Here is a 16,709-nt window from a genome sequence, read left to right as displayed (position 1 = left end):
CTATCCAACTCCCTTTACACCTATTAAACCTCCTTTGTCACATGCCTAATTCTCCAGCTTTTCTCTTCCTTCACCACATCAATAGATACTAAAACCATTTGACTTTCTTTATTCCCCTGGTAGAATTCGTAAAGAAAACTGCCTGTATTCTCATGAAGGTTATATTTGCGCAATCGTAAATACTGAATTCGATTTTCTTCATTAAAATTCCGGTAAAAAAGAGAGGCACCATTTTCAAAAGTAATATGTGTAGACTGTACTTCCACTTCTTCAGTAACCCGCTTTTCTACTTCATTAATATTTTGATCTTGTACAGCCAATAAGAAACGATAGATCTCTCCATCTACTAAATAAGCGATATCTTCCTCTTCTTGCATACAACGAATTTGCTCTTCTAATTCAAATATTTTCGCCTTCAAAGACAATTTTTCTTCAATCATCGCTAATTCTTTATCTTCTTGAGTGGATGGTGAAATAGGAGTTGAACAGGAAACTAAAAAAAAACAAGCATATATGAGAACAATTATATATTTTATCGGCACTTCCTACACTTCCCTCCTTTCAAACTGCTTTTATAGTATTTAGCTATAGAACACTGTTAAATGGTGATGAACCATTTTAGTTAACGGTACCTACTAGTTAAACGAATAAACCTATCAAAAAGTTTCATAAAAATTGAAAAATAACCTACTTTTCTCTTTTTTTAGTCCTTTTATCCTATGAATTTCAAAAGAAGTTTTTTATCATTCCTCACTCCCTATAGAGTCTATAAACTTCTCCTAAGATGATTTATCAAAAAATCAACAGAGATGCCTCTACCTCAAGGAGTGTAAGAACAATAGCCCTTGAATAATTAGTAAAAAATCTATTTTCGGTGGTCATTGCATACACAAACTGTATATAGCCCCTAATATATATTCTAACGAGCTTTATTTTATGATTCATTATTCATCTTAAACCCTTGCGCTTCCTTAGTGGTTGGTCGATGCGTCCCCCCACAGTGGGCTTTCACCACCTAGATAGTTGCCATGCCTGGCACACAAAAAAAAGCACCCTGTAGGATGCCCGCTGCTCTTGTTTTTTAAAATATCCACGAGTTCTCTCATACTCAGTTACTTATAAGTTAGGATATCTTTCCGACCTCACCGAACAATCCTTTAACTTTTCACTGAAATAAGGTACAATTTAGCGAGGCACAGTTTAAAATATACACGGTTGTAAACTGCGGCTCGTGCAATTCAACGTCAAAAATAGTTAAAGAAAGTGCTAGAAACGTTGATACCATTGACTTTTTGGAGGAATGTAAATAAATGATTACTGTAAATAATGTTGGTTTACGCTATGGTGACCGTAAACTATTTGAAGATGTTAATATAAAGTTCACACCTGGTAACTGTTATGGATTAATCGGCGCAAATGGGGCTGGTAAATCTACATTTTTAAAAATCCTTTCTGGTGAAATTGAAGCACAATCTGGCGACGTTCACATGGGGCCAGGCGAACGCCTTGCTGTCTTAAAACAAAACCATTTCGAATATGAAGAAGAAGAAGTATTGAAAGTAGTTATTATGGGGCATGAGAGATTGTATCAAGTGATGCAAGAGAAAGATGCAATCTACATGAAAGAGGATTTTACAGATGAAGACGGTATGAGAGCAGCTGAGCTGGAAGGCGAATTTGCTGATATGAATGGTTGGGAAGCTGATTCAGAAGCAGCAATTCTTCTTAAAGGATTAGGAATTGGCGAAGATCTTCATTATAAGAAAATGGCGGAATTAACAGGTGGAGACAAAGTGAAAGTATTACTTGCTCAAGCCCTATTTGGAAAACCTGACGTTCTTCTTCTTGATGAGCCGACCAACCATCTTGACTTAAAAGCCATTCAATGGCTAGAAGAATTTTTAATTAACTTTGAAAACACCGTAATTGTTGTCTCACATGACCGTTACTTCTTAAATAAAGTATGTACGCATATCGCTGACCTTGATTTTGGTAAAATTAAAATCTATGTTGGTAACTATGATTTCTGGTATGAATCAAGTCAACTTGCTCTTAAAATGGCACAAGATGCAAATAAGAAAAAAGAAGAGAAAATTAAAGAATTACAAGCATTCGTTGCTCGCTTTAGTGCGAATGCATCCAAATCAAGTCAAGCAACTTCTCGTAAAAAATTACTAGATAAAATTACGCTAGATGATATTCAACCATCGTCTCGTCGCTATCCATATGTAGCCTTTACACCGGACCGTGAAATCGGAAATGACCTTCTTCGCGTCGAAGGCATTTCTAAAACAATTGATGGGGTTAAAGTATTAGACAATGTAAGCTTTATTATGAATAAAGATGATAAAATTGCACTTGTTGGTAAAGATGAAATTGCTAAAACGACATTATTTAAAATTCTTGCTGGTGAAATGGAGCCTGATAGCGGCACATTCAAATGGGGTGTAACGACTTCTCAAGCCTACTTCCCGAAAGATAACGCAGAATTCTTCGAAGGATGCGAGTTATCATTAGTAGACTGGTTACGTCAATTCTCACCGAATGATCAAACAGAAAATTTCCTACGTGGTTTCCTAGGTCGCATGCTTTTCTCTGGTGAAGAAGTAATGAAAAAAGCAAGTGTTCTATCCGGTGGGGAAAAAGTACGTTGTATGCTTTCTAAAATGATGTTAAGCGGCTCAAACGTATTAATGCTAGATGAACCAACGAGTCACCTTGACCTAGAATCTATCACAGCCTTGAATAATGGACTGATTGCTTTTAAAGGTTCTTTAATCTTTGCTTCTCACGATCATCAGTTTACAGAAACAATTGCAAACCGTATTATTGAAATTACACCTAAAGGCATTATTGATAAACAAATGACATACGATGAGTACTTAAATAATAAAGACTTACAAAAGCAAATTGCTGAAATGTATCAATAAATCTCCTCAAAGAACGCACAGCTAAACATCTTGGCTGTGCGTTTTTCGCGTCTTCTCCTGAATAAAAGATATAAAAAACAGGTATATTGATACGGGAGGCGTAAAGTTCATGGATACACACTTAATTAAACAAGCTTTTGACAATACAGGCTACTATAATCTTTATGAACAATTTCATTATCAAATTGATGTAACAGGACTATTTGATACAGTGGAACAACCACTTATCATTGAGCATTTTTTAGAATGTTACAGTTTTGACCCCGAACATCATTTATTCTTTGATGAATTTGCTTTTCACTTTAGAACCTTTCACTATACTTCGTTAAAGAGAGAATTACAATCTTTTCATAATGCTAAATACCTTTACTAATTAAAACTCTCATGATGCTGCCCAAATTCACATCATTATTTTAACATCACGAATAAAAAACCAGGTCTAGCCTGGTCTTTGAACGTTATCAATAATATGGATATGAGTAATATGGTTAACTAGCCACCAGCGGGAGATGAAGGCTCCCCACTGATGGAAGTTCTACTTCATTTTAATTATCCACTGTACTTTCTCCACTGACAGTCATTGTTTCGTTAACACTTTTTTCCGGAAGCATCATTTGTTTACCAGAGAAATTCTCTAACAAATCTTTTACATCAATACCTGAAGAAGCTTTTAAAGATTCCTGTAAGGTAGACATTAAGTTCGTTGCATAAGCTGTCACTTTATTGGCACCGCCATTTTCACCGCTGCCCCCCGTATCCACAACTGTAATTTTATCAATATTCCCTAGTGGACTAGCTACTTGCTTCGCATATTCAGGAAGCATTTTTAAAATCATATCCATCACAGCCGCTTGGCCGAACTGCTCGAATGCTTCAGCTATTTTTTGCTTCGCCTCCGCTTCGGCAACCCCTTTTAAGCGAATAATTTCCGCTTCCGTTTCCCCTTGCGCTCTTTGTGCTTCAGCTCTAGCAAGCCCATCCGCACGAACCCGCTCTGCTTCCGCTTTAGCCATCGCTTCAATTTTATATTTATTAGCATCCGCCTCTGTAATTTGTTTCATTTTATTCGCAGATGCAGCTTGCTCTACAGCATAGCGATCAGCGTCCGCTTTTTTCTTCACTTCAGAATCATATTGCTTCTCACGGCGCAAAATTTCCTTTTCTTCTAGCTCAATTTGCTTTTGACGTTCAATAATTTGAATTTGCATTTCTTGTTCGGTTACTTCCTGCTTTGCTCGTGCTGTTTCTAAATCATATGCTTGGTCGGCACGAGCTTTGGCGATATCTTGTTCCCGACGATACTCCGCAATTTTCAGTTTATTTTGTTTCTCAGCTTCCGCAATTTCTGTAGCACGTTCAAGCTCCGCTTTTTGGGCATCCTTGGAAGCTTCCGCTCGTTTAATTCTCGTTTCTTTTTCTGCTTCAGCCATCGCAATATCTGCATCACGCTTCACTTGAGCAATTCTTGGTTTTCCTAATGATTCTAAATAACCGTTTTTATCTCGGACATCTTTAATCGTGAAAGAAACAATAACAAGCCCCATTTTCGCTAAATCTTGAGAAGCTACACGCTGCACTTCTTGCGAAAATTTCTCACGATTTTTATAAATTTCTTCAACGGTCATCGACCCTAAAATCGAACGAAGATGACCTTCTAATACTTCACGAGCTTCCTGCTCTAAATCTTCTTTCGATTTCCCAAGGAATTGTTCGGCTGCCGTTGCAATTTCTGTGATTGAACCACCAATTTTAATGATGGATACACCATCCGCCATCACAGGTACACCTTGTTCTGTATATACTTCCGGTGTCGAGACTTCGAGTTTACTAGATAATAAGCTTAAAGGTTCCGCTTGTTGAAAAACAGGAAGTACAAAAGCACCTCCGCCACGAACAATCTTAATTTTATTGCCGGATTCATCAATATGCACATTTTTATTGCCTAAATAACTCCCGGTTACAATTAAAGCTTCATCTGGACCCGCTGTACGATATTTGGTCACAAAAACGGCTAGTAGAGCAATCAATAAAAAAGCAACTACCGCAATAACAATCCAAATCATAGCAAACCTCCTCATTCCCCTTAAATTTGCTTATAAGCGATAACATATAAAACGCCTTCTTTCACTTCAATAACGAGCACCTTCGTGTCAAAAGGAATCGCCTCATTGTTATAACTTGCAGCAGGTTTAGCAATATTCCCACTATTACTCTCAATTAACACTTCACCAAATCCATCAACCGGTACAGCCGTTAAAACACGACCTACCCTTCCTTGAAGATCATCCTCTGTAAAGGCAAGCGATTCCTCAGCAGTTGAAATCGGTATAAGAATAAATAGATTCAATAAAGTTACCATGATTAGGGAAATAACAAACGATAAGCTAGCTACGAGCCATTCATGAAGTCCTGCACCCCATGTAAAAAGAAAAGCAGTAGCAAAAAAGAGTGTGAAAAAACTAAAAACAAGCGTTGGGTTAAAAATGTCGGGGAGTTCAAAACCGCTAAACACATCATGAAATAAAATAAAGAGAAATGTAACTGCTCCCGAAATAATAAGTCCATAAAGATAAACTGTTTGCAACGACACACCAAATATCTCCATAAGCTTCACCCTTATATATATAATCCTCTACCCCTTCCACTATCCCCCTTTTTTGGTTCGATCTACTATTCTATACGCATCACTTCCGCCCAAAGTTTCAGAATTATGGTAAAATTCATAAATAGATTGACAGTTTTCCTAAATCCTATTAAAATTTTATTTGTTAACTAAAAACATGATTAGAGTTTACAATAGGAGGCTATTATGAATAACAGCCATGAAAAGCTGCGAATGATGATGATCATCGCCTTATTTGCTGCATTAATAGGTATCTTTTCTCAACTCATTATCCCCTTACCGCTTGTCCCAATCACAGGTCAAACACTTGCCATTGGGCTTGCTGCCACCATTTTAGGTGCACGTTATGGTACATATTCTGTAGTATTATATTTATTTATCGGTGCAACAGGTGTACCTATATATGCTCAAATGACTGGAGGACTAGGCAAACTTTTCGGGCCAACCGGTGGATTCTTATTTTCCTTTGTCATTTCTGCTTTCATTATCGGATTCATTCTTGAAAAAACACGCTTTAGTATTTCGACGGCCTTTGCTGCAAACATCGTTGGAATGATTATTAACCTAACAATCGGTACTATTTGGTTAAAGTTTTTTGCTTCTTTAACGTGGGAAGCAGCTTTTCTAGGAGGGTTTGCTCCTTTTATTATCGGAGGTATCATTAAGGCCTTTTTAGCTGCATGGATTGGCATTTTAATTCGATCGAGACTGGAAACTGCCAAAATGCTTCCGAAAAAAGCAACTATTTCTTAGGAAATATTTAGTGAAAAAAAAGCTACCACTAAATAATTTAGTGGTAGCTTTTTTACTAACGATAGTTCACTATCGATTACGGCCCTATCCCCATAAGTCCGAGTAGAATATCTTTATATAACCCCTTTGTTATATAAAGACTATTTTACTATATTAACACTTGTTTGACAACGTATGTATGCCGCGCCATTCTTTCTTCATTATTGGTGTTGCTCATATTGTTTTTTCGTGCCGTCCTCAAATGTTACTTCAAGGTCAAATTCTTGATAATCATCTTTTAGCTGAAACACTTTCAATACTTCTTGGATAACTTCCGCTTGCGGTGTATCTTGATTAAATGTTAATTGCTCAAACAGTGGCGTTAGCTCTTTCATCGCTTCATCTCCATGGAGATTTTTTTCATTTATAGAATCTTCAATAGACGCCTCTGTTTTTCCCTCTAAAGTATCATATTCAACTTCATAATCTTGATTCGTCCCTTTGTAATCTACATCTAATTCAAACTCTTTAAACGAAAAGGCTGATGTCTCATTATTTGTTTGTGTATTATTCTCTGTTGTGTCATTATTCTCAGCTGGTGGATTATTTACTTCATCCTGATCTCCACAACCAGCTAACATGATAACGGCTAAGAATGGTACAAGTTTCAGTTTACTTTTCATATTGTTACCCCTCCTTAAGTTGTATATATTAGCTATTTCCTAATTGTTCACTTCTCAAACAGAGGTCCGATTAAAAATGTAGACAAAATAAAAAACAGATTTATCACAAACCTGTTTCTTACTGAGGAATTACATAAAATAATACAGCAAAAAAATGAGCGACAGAGCCCGCTAATACAAAAATATGCCATACCGCATGATGAAAAGGAAAAGCTCGCCATACATAAAATATTGCCCCAAATGAGTACAATAGGCCTCCTGCAACAAGAAGTTGAATACCTGCTGATGGTAACGTAGCTGTTAAAGGCTCCCAAGCAATGACAATAAGCCATCCCATAGCAATATACAAAATCGTTGAGATAAAAAGAAACTTCTTCACAAAAAAGGCTTTAAACACTACACCAACAACAGCTACTCCCCACACGATACCTAGCAATGTCCAGCCAAGTGCCCCTTTAATAACAAGCAACATAATCGGCGTATACGTTCCTGCAATAAAGATATAGATAGCAGAGTGGTCAAAGATTTCAAACAAATCTTTTACTTTCCCCTCAGGAAAACTATGGACAAGCGTAGAGGAAGCATATAACAGGAGCATTGACACCCCATAAATGGTTGCAGAGGTAACATGCCAAGCCGTCCCTTGCTGTGCAGCGTAAATAATTAAAAATACTAAAGCTGCGATGCTAAGCAACACACCAATTCCATGTGTGATGGCATTCACAAGCTCTTCTTTTCGGGTAAACACATGAGTATTTGCCATAATATAAACCCTCCTTCTTTTCCCTATTATACCCTATGCATCCAAAAACTCTACATAAAAAAGACCGTAAACACAACGTCTTAAACTGTGCAAACGGTTCTTCTCTTCTATTTAAATTGCAAAATGATGATCCCCAATCACTTTTACAACATCCAGTGTATTCATCCATTCAACATCTGAAATACTTGGATTCCAAAAGTAAAGAGCGTCCGTTAATTCATCATGATTCTCCAAAGCGTCATCTACGGCTTGAACAGCTTCCTTACTTGGCTTTTGGTTGATATGGCCATTCGCCACTGGTTGAAACTGATTCTTTTGATAAATTACCTCACGAACCGTATCTGGAAAATCCTCATGCTCTACACGATTTAACACAACCGTGGCAACAGCAACTTTTCCTTGATATGGTTCACCCTTTGCTTCTGCGTGAACAAGTCTTGCTAATAATTCTTTCTCTTCTTTCTTTATTGGTTTGGAGAACTGATTGCTTTCATTTTTATTGGATTGTATATGAGGTTTTTTTTCTATAGCGGATATTGTATTCGACAGCATTTCGCGTGGAGTGAAAAGACTTAAAACAACAATAATAGCTGTCACAATAAATGACATTATATACGTGTATTTCATTGTATCCCCCCTCGTTTAGCTCCTTAATTAGAATAACAAACTTAAAGAGAGAATTCAGGGCTAAAATATTACCAAGGAAAACAAGGAATTATTATACAAAAAGCTATTTGAAACCGTGTTTTTCTTCAAATTTTTATAGAAGATAAAAAAAGGAGCTATCATAAAGTAGCTCCTTGCATTGTCTATAATTGTTTTTTCCATATACCTAATAGCAATGCTGTAATAAACGAACCAATCAATATACTGATTAAATACAGTAATGGATGATTCACAAGAGGAATAACAAATACTCCGCCATGCGGAGCAGGCAATGTAATTTCAAATAGCATGGTTAGTGCACCTGCTATAGCCGCTCCAATGGTACAGCTCCCAATAACACGTATTGGATCTGCTGCTCCGTAAGGAATCGCTCCTTCTGTTATAAAGGAAGCACCTAAAAGATAATTGGTCATACCCGATTTTCTTTCTGTTTCCGTGAATTTATTTTTAAAGAGAGTTGTCGCCATAGCAATTCCAAGTGGAGGAACCATCCCTCCCGCCATAATCGCCGCCTGCGGTCCAAAGCTGTGCGCTTCGATTGCAGCCAGCCCAAAGGTAAATGCCGCCTTATTGAGCGGACCCCCTAAATCAATCGCCATCATCGCTCCAAGAATCATACCGAGCATGATTGCATTGGTCCCAGAAAGCCCTTTCAACCAACCAGTTAACGCCTCATTGATTGCGGTTACTGGCTCATTTACAAGAAAAATCATAAATAGACCAGTAATTAAGACCCCAAATACCGGATAGAGCAAAGTAGGTTTAATTCCTTGTAGTGAAAAAGGTAAAAAAACAAAGCATTTCTTCAACAAGAGAACAATGTAGCCTGCTAAAAAACCAGCTACAAGTCCACCGAGAAAACCAGCTCCTTCATTAGCTGCAAGTAGGCCTCCAACCATTCCAGGAGCAAATCCGGGTCGATCGGCAATACTGCTAGCAATAAATCCCGCAAGTACGGGAACAAGTAAGAAAAAGGCTCCTGTACTTCCACCAATATCATTTAAAGCTTTTGCAAATGGATGATAATTTGGATCATCAGGATTCACGCCAAACATAAACGACAAAGCAAGTAACACTCCACCGCCGACAACAAATGGCAGCATATTACTAACACCATTCATTAAATGCTTATAAATAAAAAATCCTTTCGTCGCAAATTTAATCTCTTCATGCCCTTGATAAATCGGTACTTCTTCTAATACCGCACGATTCAGCAGCTCTTCTGGATGTCGGATTCCTTCTGCAACAGGTACAACAATTACTCTTTTTCCACGAAAACGATTCATATCTATGTGTTTATCAGCAGCGATAATAATCGTCGTTGCATCTGCTATTTCTGCAGCTGTTAAGGCATTTTTAACACCTGTTGAGCCGTTCGTTTCAACTTTAAAATCAATTCCCAGCTCTTCTGCTTTCTTCTTTAAAGCATCAGCGGCCATATATGTATGAGCAATGCCCGTTGGACAAGAGGTTACCGCAAGAATTTTTTTCGCAGATGCCTTCTTTGCTTCGTATTCTTTTGCCCGAAACAAAGTTAAGACCTCTTCCTTCGTTTTTGCATTCATTAATTGTGTTCGAAATTGTTCATCTAATAAAAAAGTCGTTAAGGTAGAAAGTGTGTCGAGATAATCCATCTCTCCCTGTTCATTAACCGCAATTAGAAAAAACAAATGAACAGGCTTTCCATCAAGCGACTGAAAATCAACACCACGTTCGGATTTACCAAAGCAAATCGCCGGCTGTTTCACAGCTTCTGATTTAGCATGTGGAAAAGCCATTCCATCTCCAATTCCTGTCGTCACTTGTTCTTCACGCTCTAAAAGTGCTGCAATAAACTGTTCAACATCTATTACTCGATCTACAGCTCCTAATTGGTTCGCTAACTCATCTATAACAGCTCGTTTCGATGTAGCCTGTAGATCCATAATAATTGTATCTGCTTTAATTAAATCTGTTATATTCATTCCGTTTTACTACATCCTTCCTCGCATCCTCCCTTTTTATCATATCAGAATACGCATAACCAATCTAATATGATAGCAATTAAATTTTTACAGTTTTGTGTATAAAGTGAAACTTCCATCAGTGAAAATCTTACTGCCCTATTAAGTGTGGAGTAAAAAAATTTATTAAGACGAAAAACCCTCTGTCATTTGACAGAGGGTTTTTCCAAATCATTTAATCACCCTTGAAGAAGAAGTTGTTCTGGATCTTCAAGCATATTTTTAACGGCTACAAGGAAGCCAACAGCTTCTTTACCGTCAACAATGCGGTGATCATAAGATAATGCAAGATACATCATTGGTCTGTTTTCGATTTTATCTCCAACAGCGATTGGGCGTGTTTTGATTGTATGCATACCAAGGATACCAACTTGAGGTGCATTCAAGATTGGTGTTGATAATAGAGAACCAAATGTTCCGCCATTTGTGATTGTAAATGTACCGCCAGATAGATCAGAAAGACCTAATTTGTTGTTGCGTGCTTTAACAGCTAAGTCAGAAATATCTTTTTCGATTTCAGCAAAGCTTTTACGGTCTGCATCGCGAACAACTGGTACAACAAGACCTTCTTCTGTAGATACGGCTACACCGATATCATAGAAGTTCTTTTTCAAGATGTGGTCGCCTTGAATTTCAGCATTCAATAATGGGTACTGTTTCAATGCACCGATTACTGCTTTTGTGAAGAATGACATGAAACCAAGTTTAACATCATGATTTTTTACAAACGCATCTTTATGGCGGTTACGTAATTCCATAACTGCACTTAAGTCTACTTCATTAAAAGTAGTTAACATCGCTGCTTCAGCTTGTACTTGTACTAAGCGTTTCGCAATTGTTTGACGACGACGAGTCATTTTAATAACTTCTACGCGATCGTCATTTACCTCTGGTGCTGCAGCTTTTTTAGCTGGTGCTTGTGCTGGTGCTGCCGCAGGGGCTGCTTGAACTGGTGCATTATTAGCTGCTTCTACGTCTTGAACACGTACGCGTCCTAATGGATCAACAGCTTGTACAGCGTTTAAGTCAATTCCTTTTTCACGAGCTAATTTTCTAGCTGCTGGAGAAGCGATTACACCTTGTCCTGGTACTGCTTCTTCTTTTGGTGCACCTTGAGCTTGTGCTGGTGCTGCTGGTGTTGCTTCTTGAGCTGGCGCTTCAGCAACTGGTGCTGGTGCTGCTTCTTGAGCTGGCGCTGCTGGTGCTGCCGCTGCACCACTTTCATCAACTGTTGCAACTGCTTGACCAACTAGAACTGTATCGCCTTCTTCAGCTAACTGCTCTGTAAGTGTACCAGCGTAATCTGAAATAATTTCAACGTTTACTTTATCCGTTTCAAGTTCAAGGATATAATCTCCTTTTTCTACACGATCACCAGGTTGTTTTAACCATTGTGCAATCGAACCTTCCGTAATGGATTCTGCTAATTCAGGTACTTTTACTTCAGCCATCTTATTTTTCCCCCTCTAGATTGCGTGTAAGTGCTTGAGCGATAATACGATTTTGTTCTTGTTTATGAACAAGTGCATCTCCCTCGGATGGACTAGATCTGCGTTTTCTTCCGATATAAGATACAGTAAGACCGTTCGGTGCTGCTGCGTTAAGTCTAGGCTCAACAAACGTCCATGCGCCCATATTTTTAGGCTCTTCTTGAACCCATACGATTTCTTTAAGTTTAGAATATTTTTTCAGTGCTTCTTGAATGCCCTCGAATGGGAATGGATAAATTTCCTCTAGGCTAATAATTTGTAACCAGTCTGTATCTTCTTGAGTAGCCGCTTTATCACGTAGCTCAACAGCTAATTTACCAGAAGCAAATACGATACGCTCTACTGATTTTGGATTTTGACCTAATGTTTTTGTTTCAACGAATGTTTGGAATTCGTCATAGCTAAATTCCGCTGGTGCAGAAGCCATCACTTGATTACGTAACATACTCTTAGGAGCCATAATAACAAGTGGACGTACTTCTTCTTTTTCCAAAATCTTAGCTTGTCTTCTAAGAATATGGAAATATTGCGCTGCAGAGCTTAAGTTTGCTACTGTCCAGTTATTTTCAGCAGCTAATTGTAAGAAACGCTCTAGACGAGCACTTGAATGCTCTGGACCTTGTCCTTCATACCCGTGTGGTAATAGCATAACAAGACCTGATTTTTGACCCCATTTCGCACGACCTGCTGCGATGAATTGATCAAAAATAACTTGAGCAGTATTCGCGAAATCACCGAATTGACCTTCCCATAATACTAGTGTTTCCGGTGCAAATACATTGTAACCATATTCAAAAGCAAGAACTGCTGTTTCCGTAAGCGGACTGTTATGAACCGCAAATGATGCATTAACAGACTCGATTGTATGAAGTGGTGAATATGTTTGACCAGTAACGCTATCATGAAGAACAATATTACGTTGTGCGAACGTACCACGCTCTGAATCTTGTCCAGTTAGACGAATTGGCGTACCGTCTTTTAAGATAGATGCAAAAGCTAATGTTTCGGCATGTGCCCAGTCGATTTTTCCATTTTCACCAAATGAGTCTAGACGACGTTGTAGAATTTTTCCTAATTTTTTATTAGGTGTAAATCCTTCTGGCCATGCAACAAGCTGCTCATTAATTTCTACAAGCTCTTCTGTTGAAACAGCAGTTGAAATTTTAGGCAGACCATTAGCAATTGTTGCTGGTGGATCTAATTCAAATTTTTCTTCTGGTTTGTTTCCAGATACTTTGTTGTATGCTTCTAAAAGCTTAGCATCTGCTTGTTCTGCTAATGCTTTTGCTTCTTGTTCTGTGATTTCTCCCGCTTCAATCAGTTGTTTTGCATAAAGTTCTTTTTGTGTTGGATGTTTATGAACTAATGCATATGTTTGCGGTTGAGTTACTAACGGCTCATCCATTTCGTTATGACCGAAACGACGGTAACCAATTAGGTCGATTAAGAAATCTTTTTTGTATTTTTCACGATATAGGACAGCAAGATGCACAGCAGCTAAGCAAGCTTCTGGATCGTCTGCATTTACATGTACAACCGGCACTTCAAATCCTTTAGCCATGTCGCTTGCATATCTTGTAGAGCGTGAATCTCCACTTTCCGTTGTAAAACCGATTCGGTTATTGGCGATAATATGAATCGTCCCACCAACTTGATATCCTTTTAGTCCGCTTAAGTTTAATGTTTCCGGTACAATACCTTCCCCTGGGAATGCTGCATCCCCATGAATTAACACAGCAAGAGACTTCGAAACATCTTGTTGTGGGTACCCTTTTTGCGTACGGTCTTCTTGAGCTGCACGAGAGTATCCTTCTACAACTGGTCCAACAACTTCCAAGTGACTTGGGTTGTTTGCAAGTGTAAGTCTTACTTTTTTCGTACTTTCTTTTGTAACTTGACGATCTAAACCTAAATGGTATTTCACGTCTCCTGTCCAACCAAATGTTACACCGATTGATCCTTCTGAAGGAACTAAATCTTTATTAGGTGAATGTTGGAACTCAGAGAAAATCATTTCATAAGGTTTACCTAGTACATGAGCAAGTACATTTAAACGACCACGGTGAGCCATCGCAATATTTACATTCGATGTACCATGTTGTACTGTTTCAGAAATCATTTCATCTAACATTGGAACTAATGGGTCTACCCCTTCGATAGAGAAACGTTTTTGACCAACAAATGTACGGTGAAGGAATTTCTCAAAGCCTTCTACTTCACTCAAACGTTTAAGCAATGCTGCTTTTTTCTCTTTTGTCAAAGTTGGGAACATTTGACGTGATTCAACCATTTCGTTCAACCATTCATGTTCTTCTACATCGCTGACATGATGGAATTCAAAAGCGATTGTTTGCGTATACAATTGTTTCAAATATTCAACGGCTTCATATCCATCTTTCACGCTTGCAGGCGCTTGTGGACAGATTAAATCAGCCGGAATTTTTCTTAAGTCGGCTTCTGTTAAACCAAATTTTTCAAATTCAATTTGCTCTGTATTCAGAGGCGTATCTTTTAACGGGTAAATATTCGCTGCAAGGTGTCCATATGTACGAATATTCTCCGCTAATTTGACAGCTGACATAATTTTCTTCATTGGAAGAACTTCTCCAGCTGATTGTACTGTTGAATTTGCAAGTGCAGCTCCTACTGTAGCGTCAAGTGAAGGAGGACCTGCGATTTCGAAAAAGTTTTTCAGTTCAGGATCAACTTCTTCCGGGTTTGTTTGGAATAAGTCATATTGTCCTATCACATACCCAAGGTTTGGACCTGAAAAAGCTTTCCATGAGTCGTATGCCTTAGCATCCTTGATGGTCATCTCGTAAACCCCCAAATTTCTCTCATAATTTTTTACTATCGTTTTATCCATCCCCAAATTTCTATTTCGTATGACAGTATAAATAAGTTAAGATTTAAAAGTAATTGTCATAAAACTGTAAAAATTATTAAGGATAAAACGTTTTCAGATGTTATATTAACATGTTTTTGTGGAAATATCCAAAGGTTAAAACGAACAAAAATAACTCTCAAAACCTATAAATCTGCTTAATTCGTCATATTTCGCCTTTAACAAACTTTTTTTCTTATTTACGTTATTTTTTCACTTAAAAAGATTTTTCTTTTTTTATATTTAACTCTTAAAATAGCTGTTTTTTCTAGTCATTTTACTAGAATTCGAAAGCCGATAAACTAACATTCCCAAATTGAAAACTTCGATGTAACAGCGTAGGATTTCTTTGTTTATCTCCGGTTCCCATTGCAATGATTAGCGGAATCAATTCACTAATGTTCGGCACTGCATCAAAAGCAAAAGGAGCCTCTTCTTGAAACTGAAACAGCGCTTTTAAATTCCAATTCATAACGTGCTCCTCTATCCATTCAACAAATCGAATAGCCCAGCCTTCGACAACATTCATCTCGTACTGAATATGATCCAAATTATATACAATTCCACCACTTGCAATAATTAATACATTTTCCTCTTTTAATGCAGCAAGAGCCTTACCAATTTCGTATTGTTTTGCTAAAGATAAGGTTGGATTAATCGATAGCGAAACAACCGGTATATCAGCCTCTGGATACATAATATGTAGCGGCACCCAACTTCCATAATCTAGCGGTCTATTCTCATCAAATTCTCCAAATATATCTACACGAGATAATAGAGTAAGAACTTGATCAGAGAGCTCGATATTACCAGCTGCCGGATAGGTGATTTGTGTCACCTTATCCGGATGGCCAATAAAATCACAACTAATATCATGTTTTTTGACAGCAGAAACAGCCTGATCGCATCTATTCCAATGACTAGAAATGATAACAATCGCATCTGGCCTTTCATGTTGAGCGACATATTCTTTTAAAAATTCCGTATATCGATTGTCCTCGATTGTTAGCCATGGTGTCCCATGGGATAAAAATAGTGAAGGTCTCATACTAACAAACTGTTCCTTTCTAAAAGGTCATTCAATTATTGCTGTTAATTAAAGCGTTTCCATTTAATTAAACTGTATTTGGGGCGTCGTTTCATCAATTATATCAAATATATACCCCTCTTCCTTTAATCCTTCAATAATTGTTGGAAGAGCTTTTACAGTATTTTTCATACTATTGATGTCATGTAGTAAAATAATAGCCTGCTTATGATGCTTCGCATTACTCAGTACATTTTGGGTAATGGTTTGCTGACTCGTTAACGGACTTATTCCATCTTTTGAATCCACATTCCAATCTACATACACATACCCAGTATCTGTTAACTCCTGCAATATCCCTTTTATAATAGGTCTCGTAGCTGCTCGATACATAAGTTGATTACCGGATCCCCCTGGAAGGCGGACAAAATGGGTTTTAACTCCATAATTGGCGCTTAGTAATAATTCTAATCTTTTTAAGTCTTGAAAGAAATCTTTTTTTGAACGATAAATGACATTATAATCATGAGAATAAGAATGCAGCGCAATCGAATGACCTCTTGCAACGATTTCTCGATAACATTTCTCCGCATAGGCTTCTTTATTTCCCATCACAAAAAAAGTAGCTTTTATTTGATATCGATCTAAAATATCCAGTATCTTCATTGTATTTATCGAAGGTCCATCATCGAACGTCAAATAAGCCTTCTTCAATGACCGATCGGACTTTATAAGTGGATCTAACTCCTCCGGAATTGTCTGCCCTGATCCAGACCCTATAGTAAAAACCATACATACAACTAGACAACTAATCAAAATTAACAACGTACGAATAGATGTTTTTATCATAAGAAACAGTCCTTTCTTTTGCACAAGGCTCTCTTATAAGGATGTTGTTAATTTTCGAA

At 37.7% G+C, this 16,709-nt stretch carries 14 protein-coding genes; 3 read left to right on the top strand and 11 right to left on the bottom strand.

Annotated elements, in window-relative coordinates:
• Positions 1 to 23: 23 nt before the first annotated feature.
• Complete coding sequence (locus ACE199_RS10650; protein WP_375349726.1) at positions 24 to 542, bottom strand: hypothetical protein; 519 nt, start codon at positions 540 to 542, stop codon at positions 24 to 26.
• 768 nt (positions 543 to 1,310) lie between these two features.
• On the opposite strand from ACE199_RS10650, the gene ACE199_RS10645 reads away from it, so the two are divergent.
• Both ACE199_RS10645 and ACE199_RS10640 read left to right on the top strand, forming a co-directional pair.
• A complete protein-coding gene (locus ACE199_RS10645; RefSeq protein ID WP_375349725.1) occupies positions 1,311 to 2,930 on the top strand; it encodes an ABC-F family ATP-binding cassette domain-containing protein in 1,620 nt (539 codons plus the stop codon).
• Positions 2,931 to 3,039: 109 nt separating this feature from the next.
• Complete coding sequence (locus ACE199_RS10640) at positions 3,040 to 3,303, top strand: hypothetical protein (protein ID WP_375349724.1); 264 nt, start codon at positions 3,040 to 3,042, stop codon at positions 3,301 to 3,303.
• Between the two features lie 172 nt (positions 3,304 to 3,475).
• On the opposite strand, the gene ACE199_RS10635 is transcribed toward ACE199_RS10640, so the two are convergent.
• Positions 3,476 to 4,993, bottom strand: coding sequence for a flotillin lipid rafts scaffold protein FloT (locus ACE199_RS10635; RefSeq protein ID WP_375349723.1), 1,518 nt, complete (start codon positions 4,991 to 4,993; stop codon positions 3,476 to 3,478).
• A 20-nt stretch (positions 4,994 to 5,013) separates the two neighbouring features.
• On the bottom strand, positions 5,014 to 5,535 hold the full coding sequence (locus ACE199_RS10630) for an NfeD family membrane protein (protein ID WP_375349722.1): 522 nt from the start codon (positions 5,533 to 5,535) through the stop codon (positions 5,014 to 5,016).
• 204 nt (positions 5,536 to 5,739) lie between these two features.
• Here ACE199_RS10630 and ACE199_RS10625 point away from each other — a divergent pair, with 204 nt between their 5' ends.
• Positions 5,740 to 6,306: a biotin transporter BioY gene (locus ACE199_RS10625; protein WP_375349721.1), complete on the top strand. Its 567-nt coding sequence runs from the start codon at positions 5,740 to 5,742 to the stop codon at positions 6,304 to 6,306.
• A 200-nt stretch (positions 6,307 to 6,506) separates the two neighbouring features.
• Here ACE199_RS10625 and ACE199_RS10620 read toward each other — a convergent pair whose 3' ends face one another.
• From ACE199_RS10620 to ACE199_RS10585, 8 genes are all read right to left on the bottom strand, one after another.
• Positions 6,507 to 6,968: a YusW family protein gene (locus ACE199_RS10620; RefSeq protein ID WP_375349720.1), complete on the bottom strand. Its 462-nt coding sequence runs from the start codon at positions 6,966 to 6,968 to the stop codon at positions 6,507 to 6,509.
• A gap of 118 nt (positions 6,969 to 7,086) precedes the next feature.
• Positions 7,087 to 7,731: a PAQR family membrane homeostasis protein TrhA gene (gene trhA / locus ACE199_RS10615; protein WP_127760903.1), complete on the bottom strand. Its 645-nt coding sequence runs from the start codon at positions 7,729 to 7,731 to the stop codon at positions 7,087 to 7,089.
• 111 nt (positions 7,732 to 7,842) lie between these two features.
• Positions 7,843 to 8,358: a cell wall hydrolase gene (locus tag ACE199_RS10610; RefSeq protein ID WP_375349719.1), complete on the bottom strand. Its 516-nt coding sequence runs from the start codon at positions 8,356 to 8,358 to the stop codon at positions 7,843 to 7,845.
• 182 nt (positions 8,359 to 8,540) lie between these two features.
• Positions 8,541 to 10,361: a PTS fructose transporter subunit IIABC gene (locus tag ACE199_RS10605; RefSeq protein WP_375349718.1), complete on the bottom strand. Its 1,821-nt coding sequence runs from the start codon at positions 10,359 to 10,361 to the stop codon at positions 8,541 to 8,543.
• Between the two features lie 218 nt (positions 10,362 to 10,579).
• Positions 10,580 to 11,851, bottom strand: a complete 1,272-nt coding sequence (odhB, locus tag ACE199_RS10600) for a 2-oxoglutarate dehydrogenase complex dihydrolipoyllysine-residue succinyltransferase (protein WP_375349717.1) — start codon at positions 11,849 to 11,851, stop codon at positions 10,580 to 10,582.
• Between the two features lies 1 nt (position 11,852).
• Positions 11,853 to 14,705, bottom strand: coding sequence for a 2-oxoglutarate dehydrogenase E1 component (locus tag ACE199_RS10595; protein WP_375349716.1), 2,853 nt, complete (start codon positions 14,703 to 14,705; stop codon positions 11,853 to 11,855).
• 349 nt (positions 14,706 to 15,054) lie between these two features.
• Complete coding sequence (locus tag ACE199_RS10590) at positions 15,055 to 15,822, bottom strand: dioxygenase family protein (protein ID WP_375349715.1); 768 nt, start codon at positions 15,820 to 15,822, stop codon at positions 15,055 to 15,057.
• A 63-nt stretch (positions 15,823 to 15,885) separates the two neighbouring features.
• Positions 15,886 to 16,650, bottom strand: coding sequence for a polysaccharide deacetylase family protein (locus tag ACE199_RS10585; protein ID WP_375349714.1), 765 nt, complete (start codon positions 16,648 to 16,650; stop codon positions 15,886 to 15,888).
• Positions 16,651 to 16,709 lie beyond the last annotated feature (59 nt).

It is taken from the genome of Peribacillus sp. Hz7 (assembly GCF_042136355.1).
GTDB lineage: Bacteria > Bacillota > Bacilli > Bacillales > DSM-1321 > Peribacillus > Peribacillus asahii_A.
The sequence above is the reverse complement of the archived record's forward strand: the minus strand, read 5'-3'. Positions and strand labels throughout refer to the sequence as shown.

Bases quoted from the DNA above. Each gene is read 5' to 3' on its own strand.
- ACE199_RS10645 (WP_375349725.1), top strand. From the start codon at position 1,311: ATGATTACTGTAAATAATGTTGGTTTACGCTATGGTGACCGTAAACTA.
- ACE199_RS10640 (WP_375349724.1), top strand. From the start codon at position 3,040: ATGGATACACACTTAATTAAACAAGCTTTTGACAATACAGGCTACTAT.
- ACE199_RS10635 (WP_375349723.1), bottom strand. From the start codon at position 4,993: ATGATTTGGATTGTTATTGCGGTAGTTGCTTTTTTATTGATTGCTCTA.
- ACE199_RS10630 (WP_375349722.1), bottom strand. From the start codon at position 5,535: ATGGAGATATTTGGTGTGTCGTTGCAAACAGTTTATCTTTATGGACTT.
- ACE199_RS10625 (WP_375349721.1), top strand. From the start codon at position 5,740: ATGAATAACAGCCATGAAAAGCTGCGAATGATGATGATCATCGCCTTA.
- ACE199_RS10620 (WP_375349720.1), bottom strand. From the start codon at position 6,968: ATGAAAAGTAAACTGAAACTTGTACCATTCTTAGCCGTTATCATGTTA.
- trhA (WP_127760903.1), bottom strand. From the start codon at position 7,731: ATGGCAAATACTCATGTGTTTACCCGAAAAGAAGAGCTTGTGAATGCC.
- ACE199_RS10610 (WP_375349719.1), bottom strand. From the start codon at position 8,358: ATGAAATACACGTATATAATGTCATTTATTGTGACAGCTATTATTGTT.
- ACE199_RS10605 (WP_375349718.1), bottom strand. From the start codon at position 10,361: ATGAATATAACAGATTTAATTAAAGCAGATACAATTATTATGGATCTA.
- odhB (WP_375349717.1), bottom strand. From the start codon at position 11,851: ATGGCTGAAGTAAAAGTACCTGAATTAGCAGAATCCATTACGGAAGGT.
- ACE199_RS10595 (WP_375349716.1), bottom strand. From the start codon at position 14,705: ATGACCATCAAGGATGCTAAGGCATACGACTCATGGAAAGCTTTTTCA.
- ACE199_RS10590 (WP_375349715.1), bottom strand. From the start codon at position 15,822: ATGAGACCTTCACTATTTTTATCCCATGGGACACCATGGCTAACAATC.
- ACE199_RS10585 (WP_375349714.1), bottom strand. From the start codon at position 16,650: ATGATAAAAACATCTATTCGTACGTTGTTAATTTTGATTAGTTGTCTA.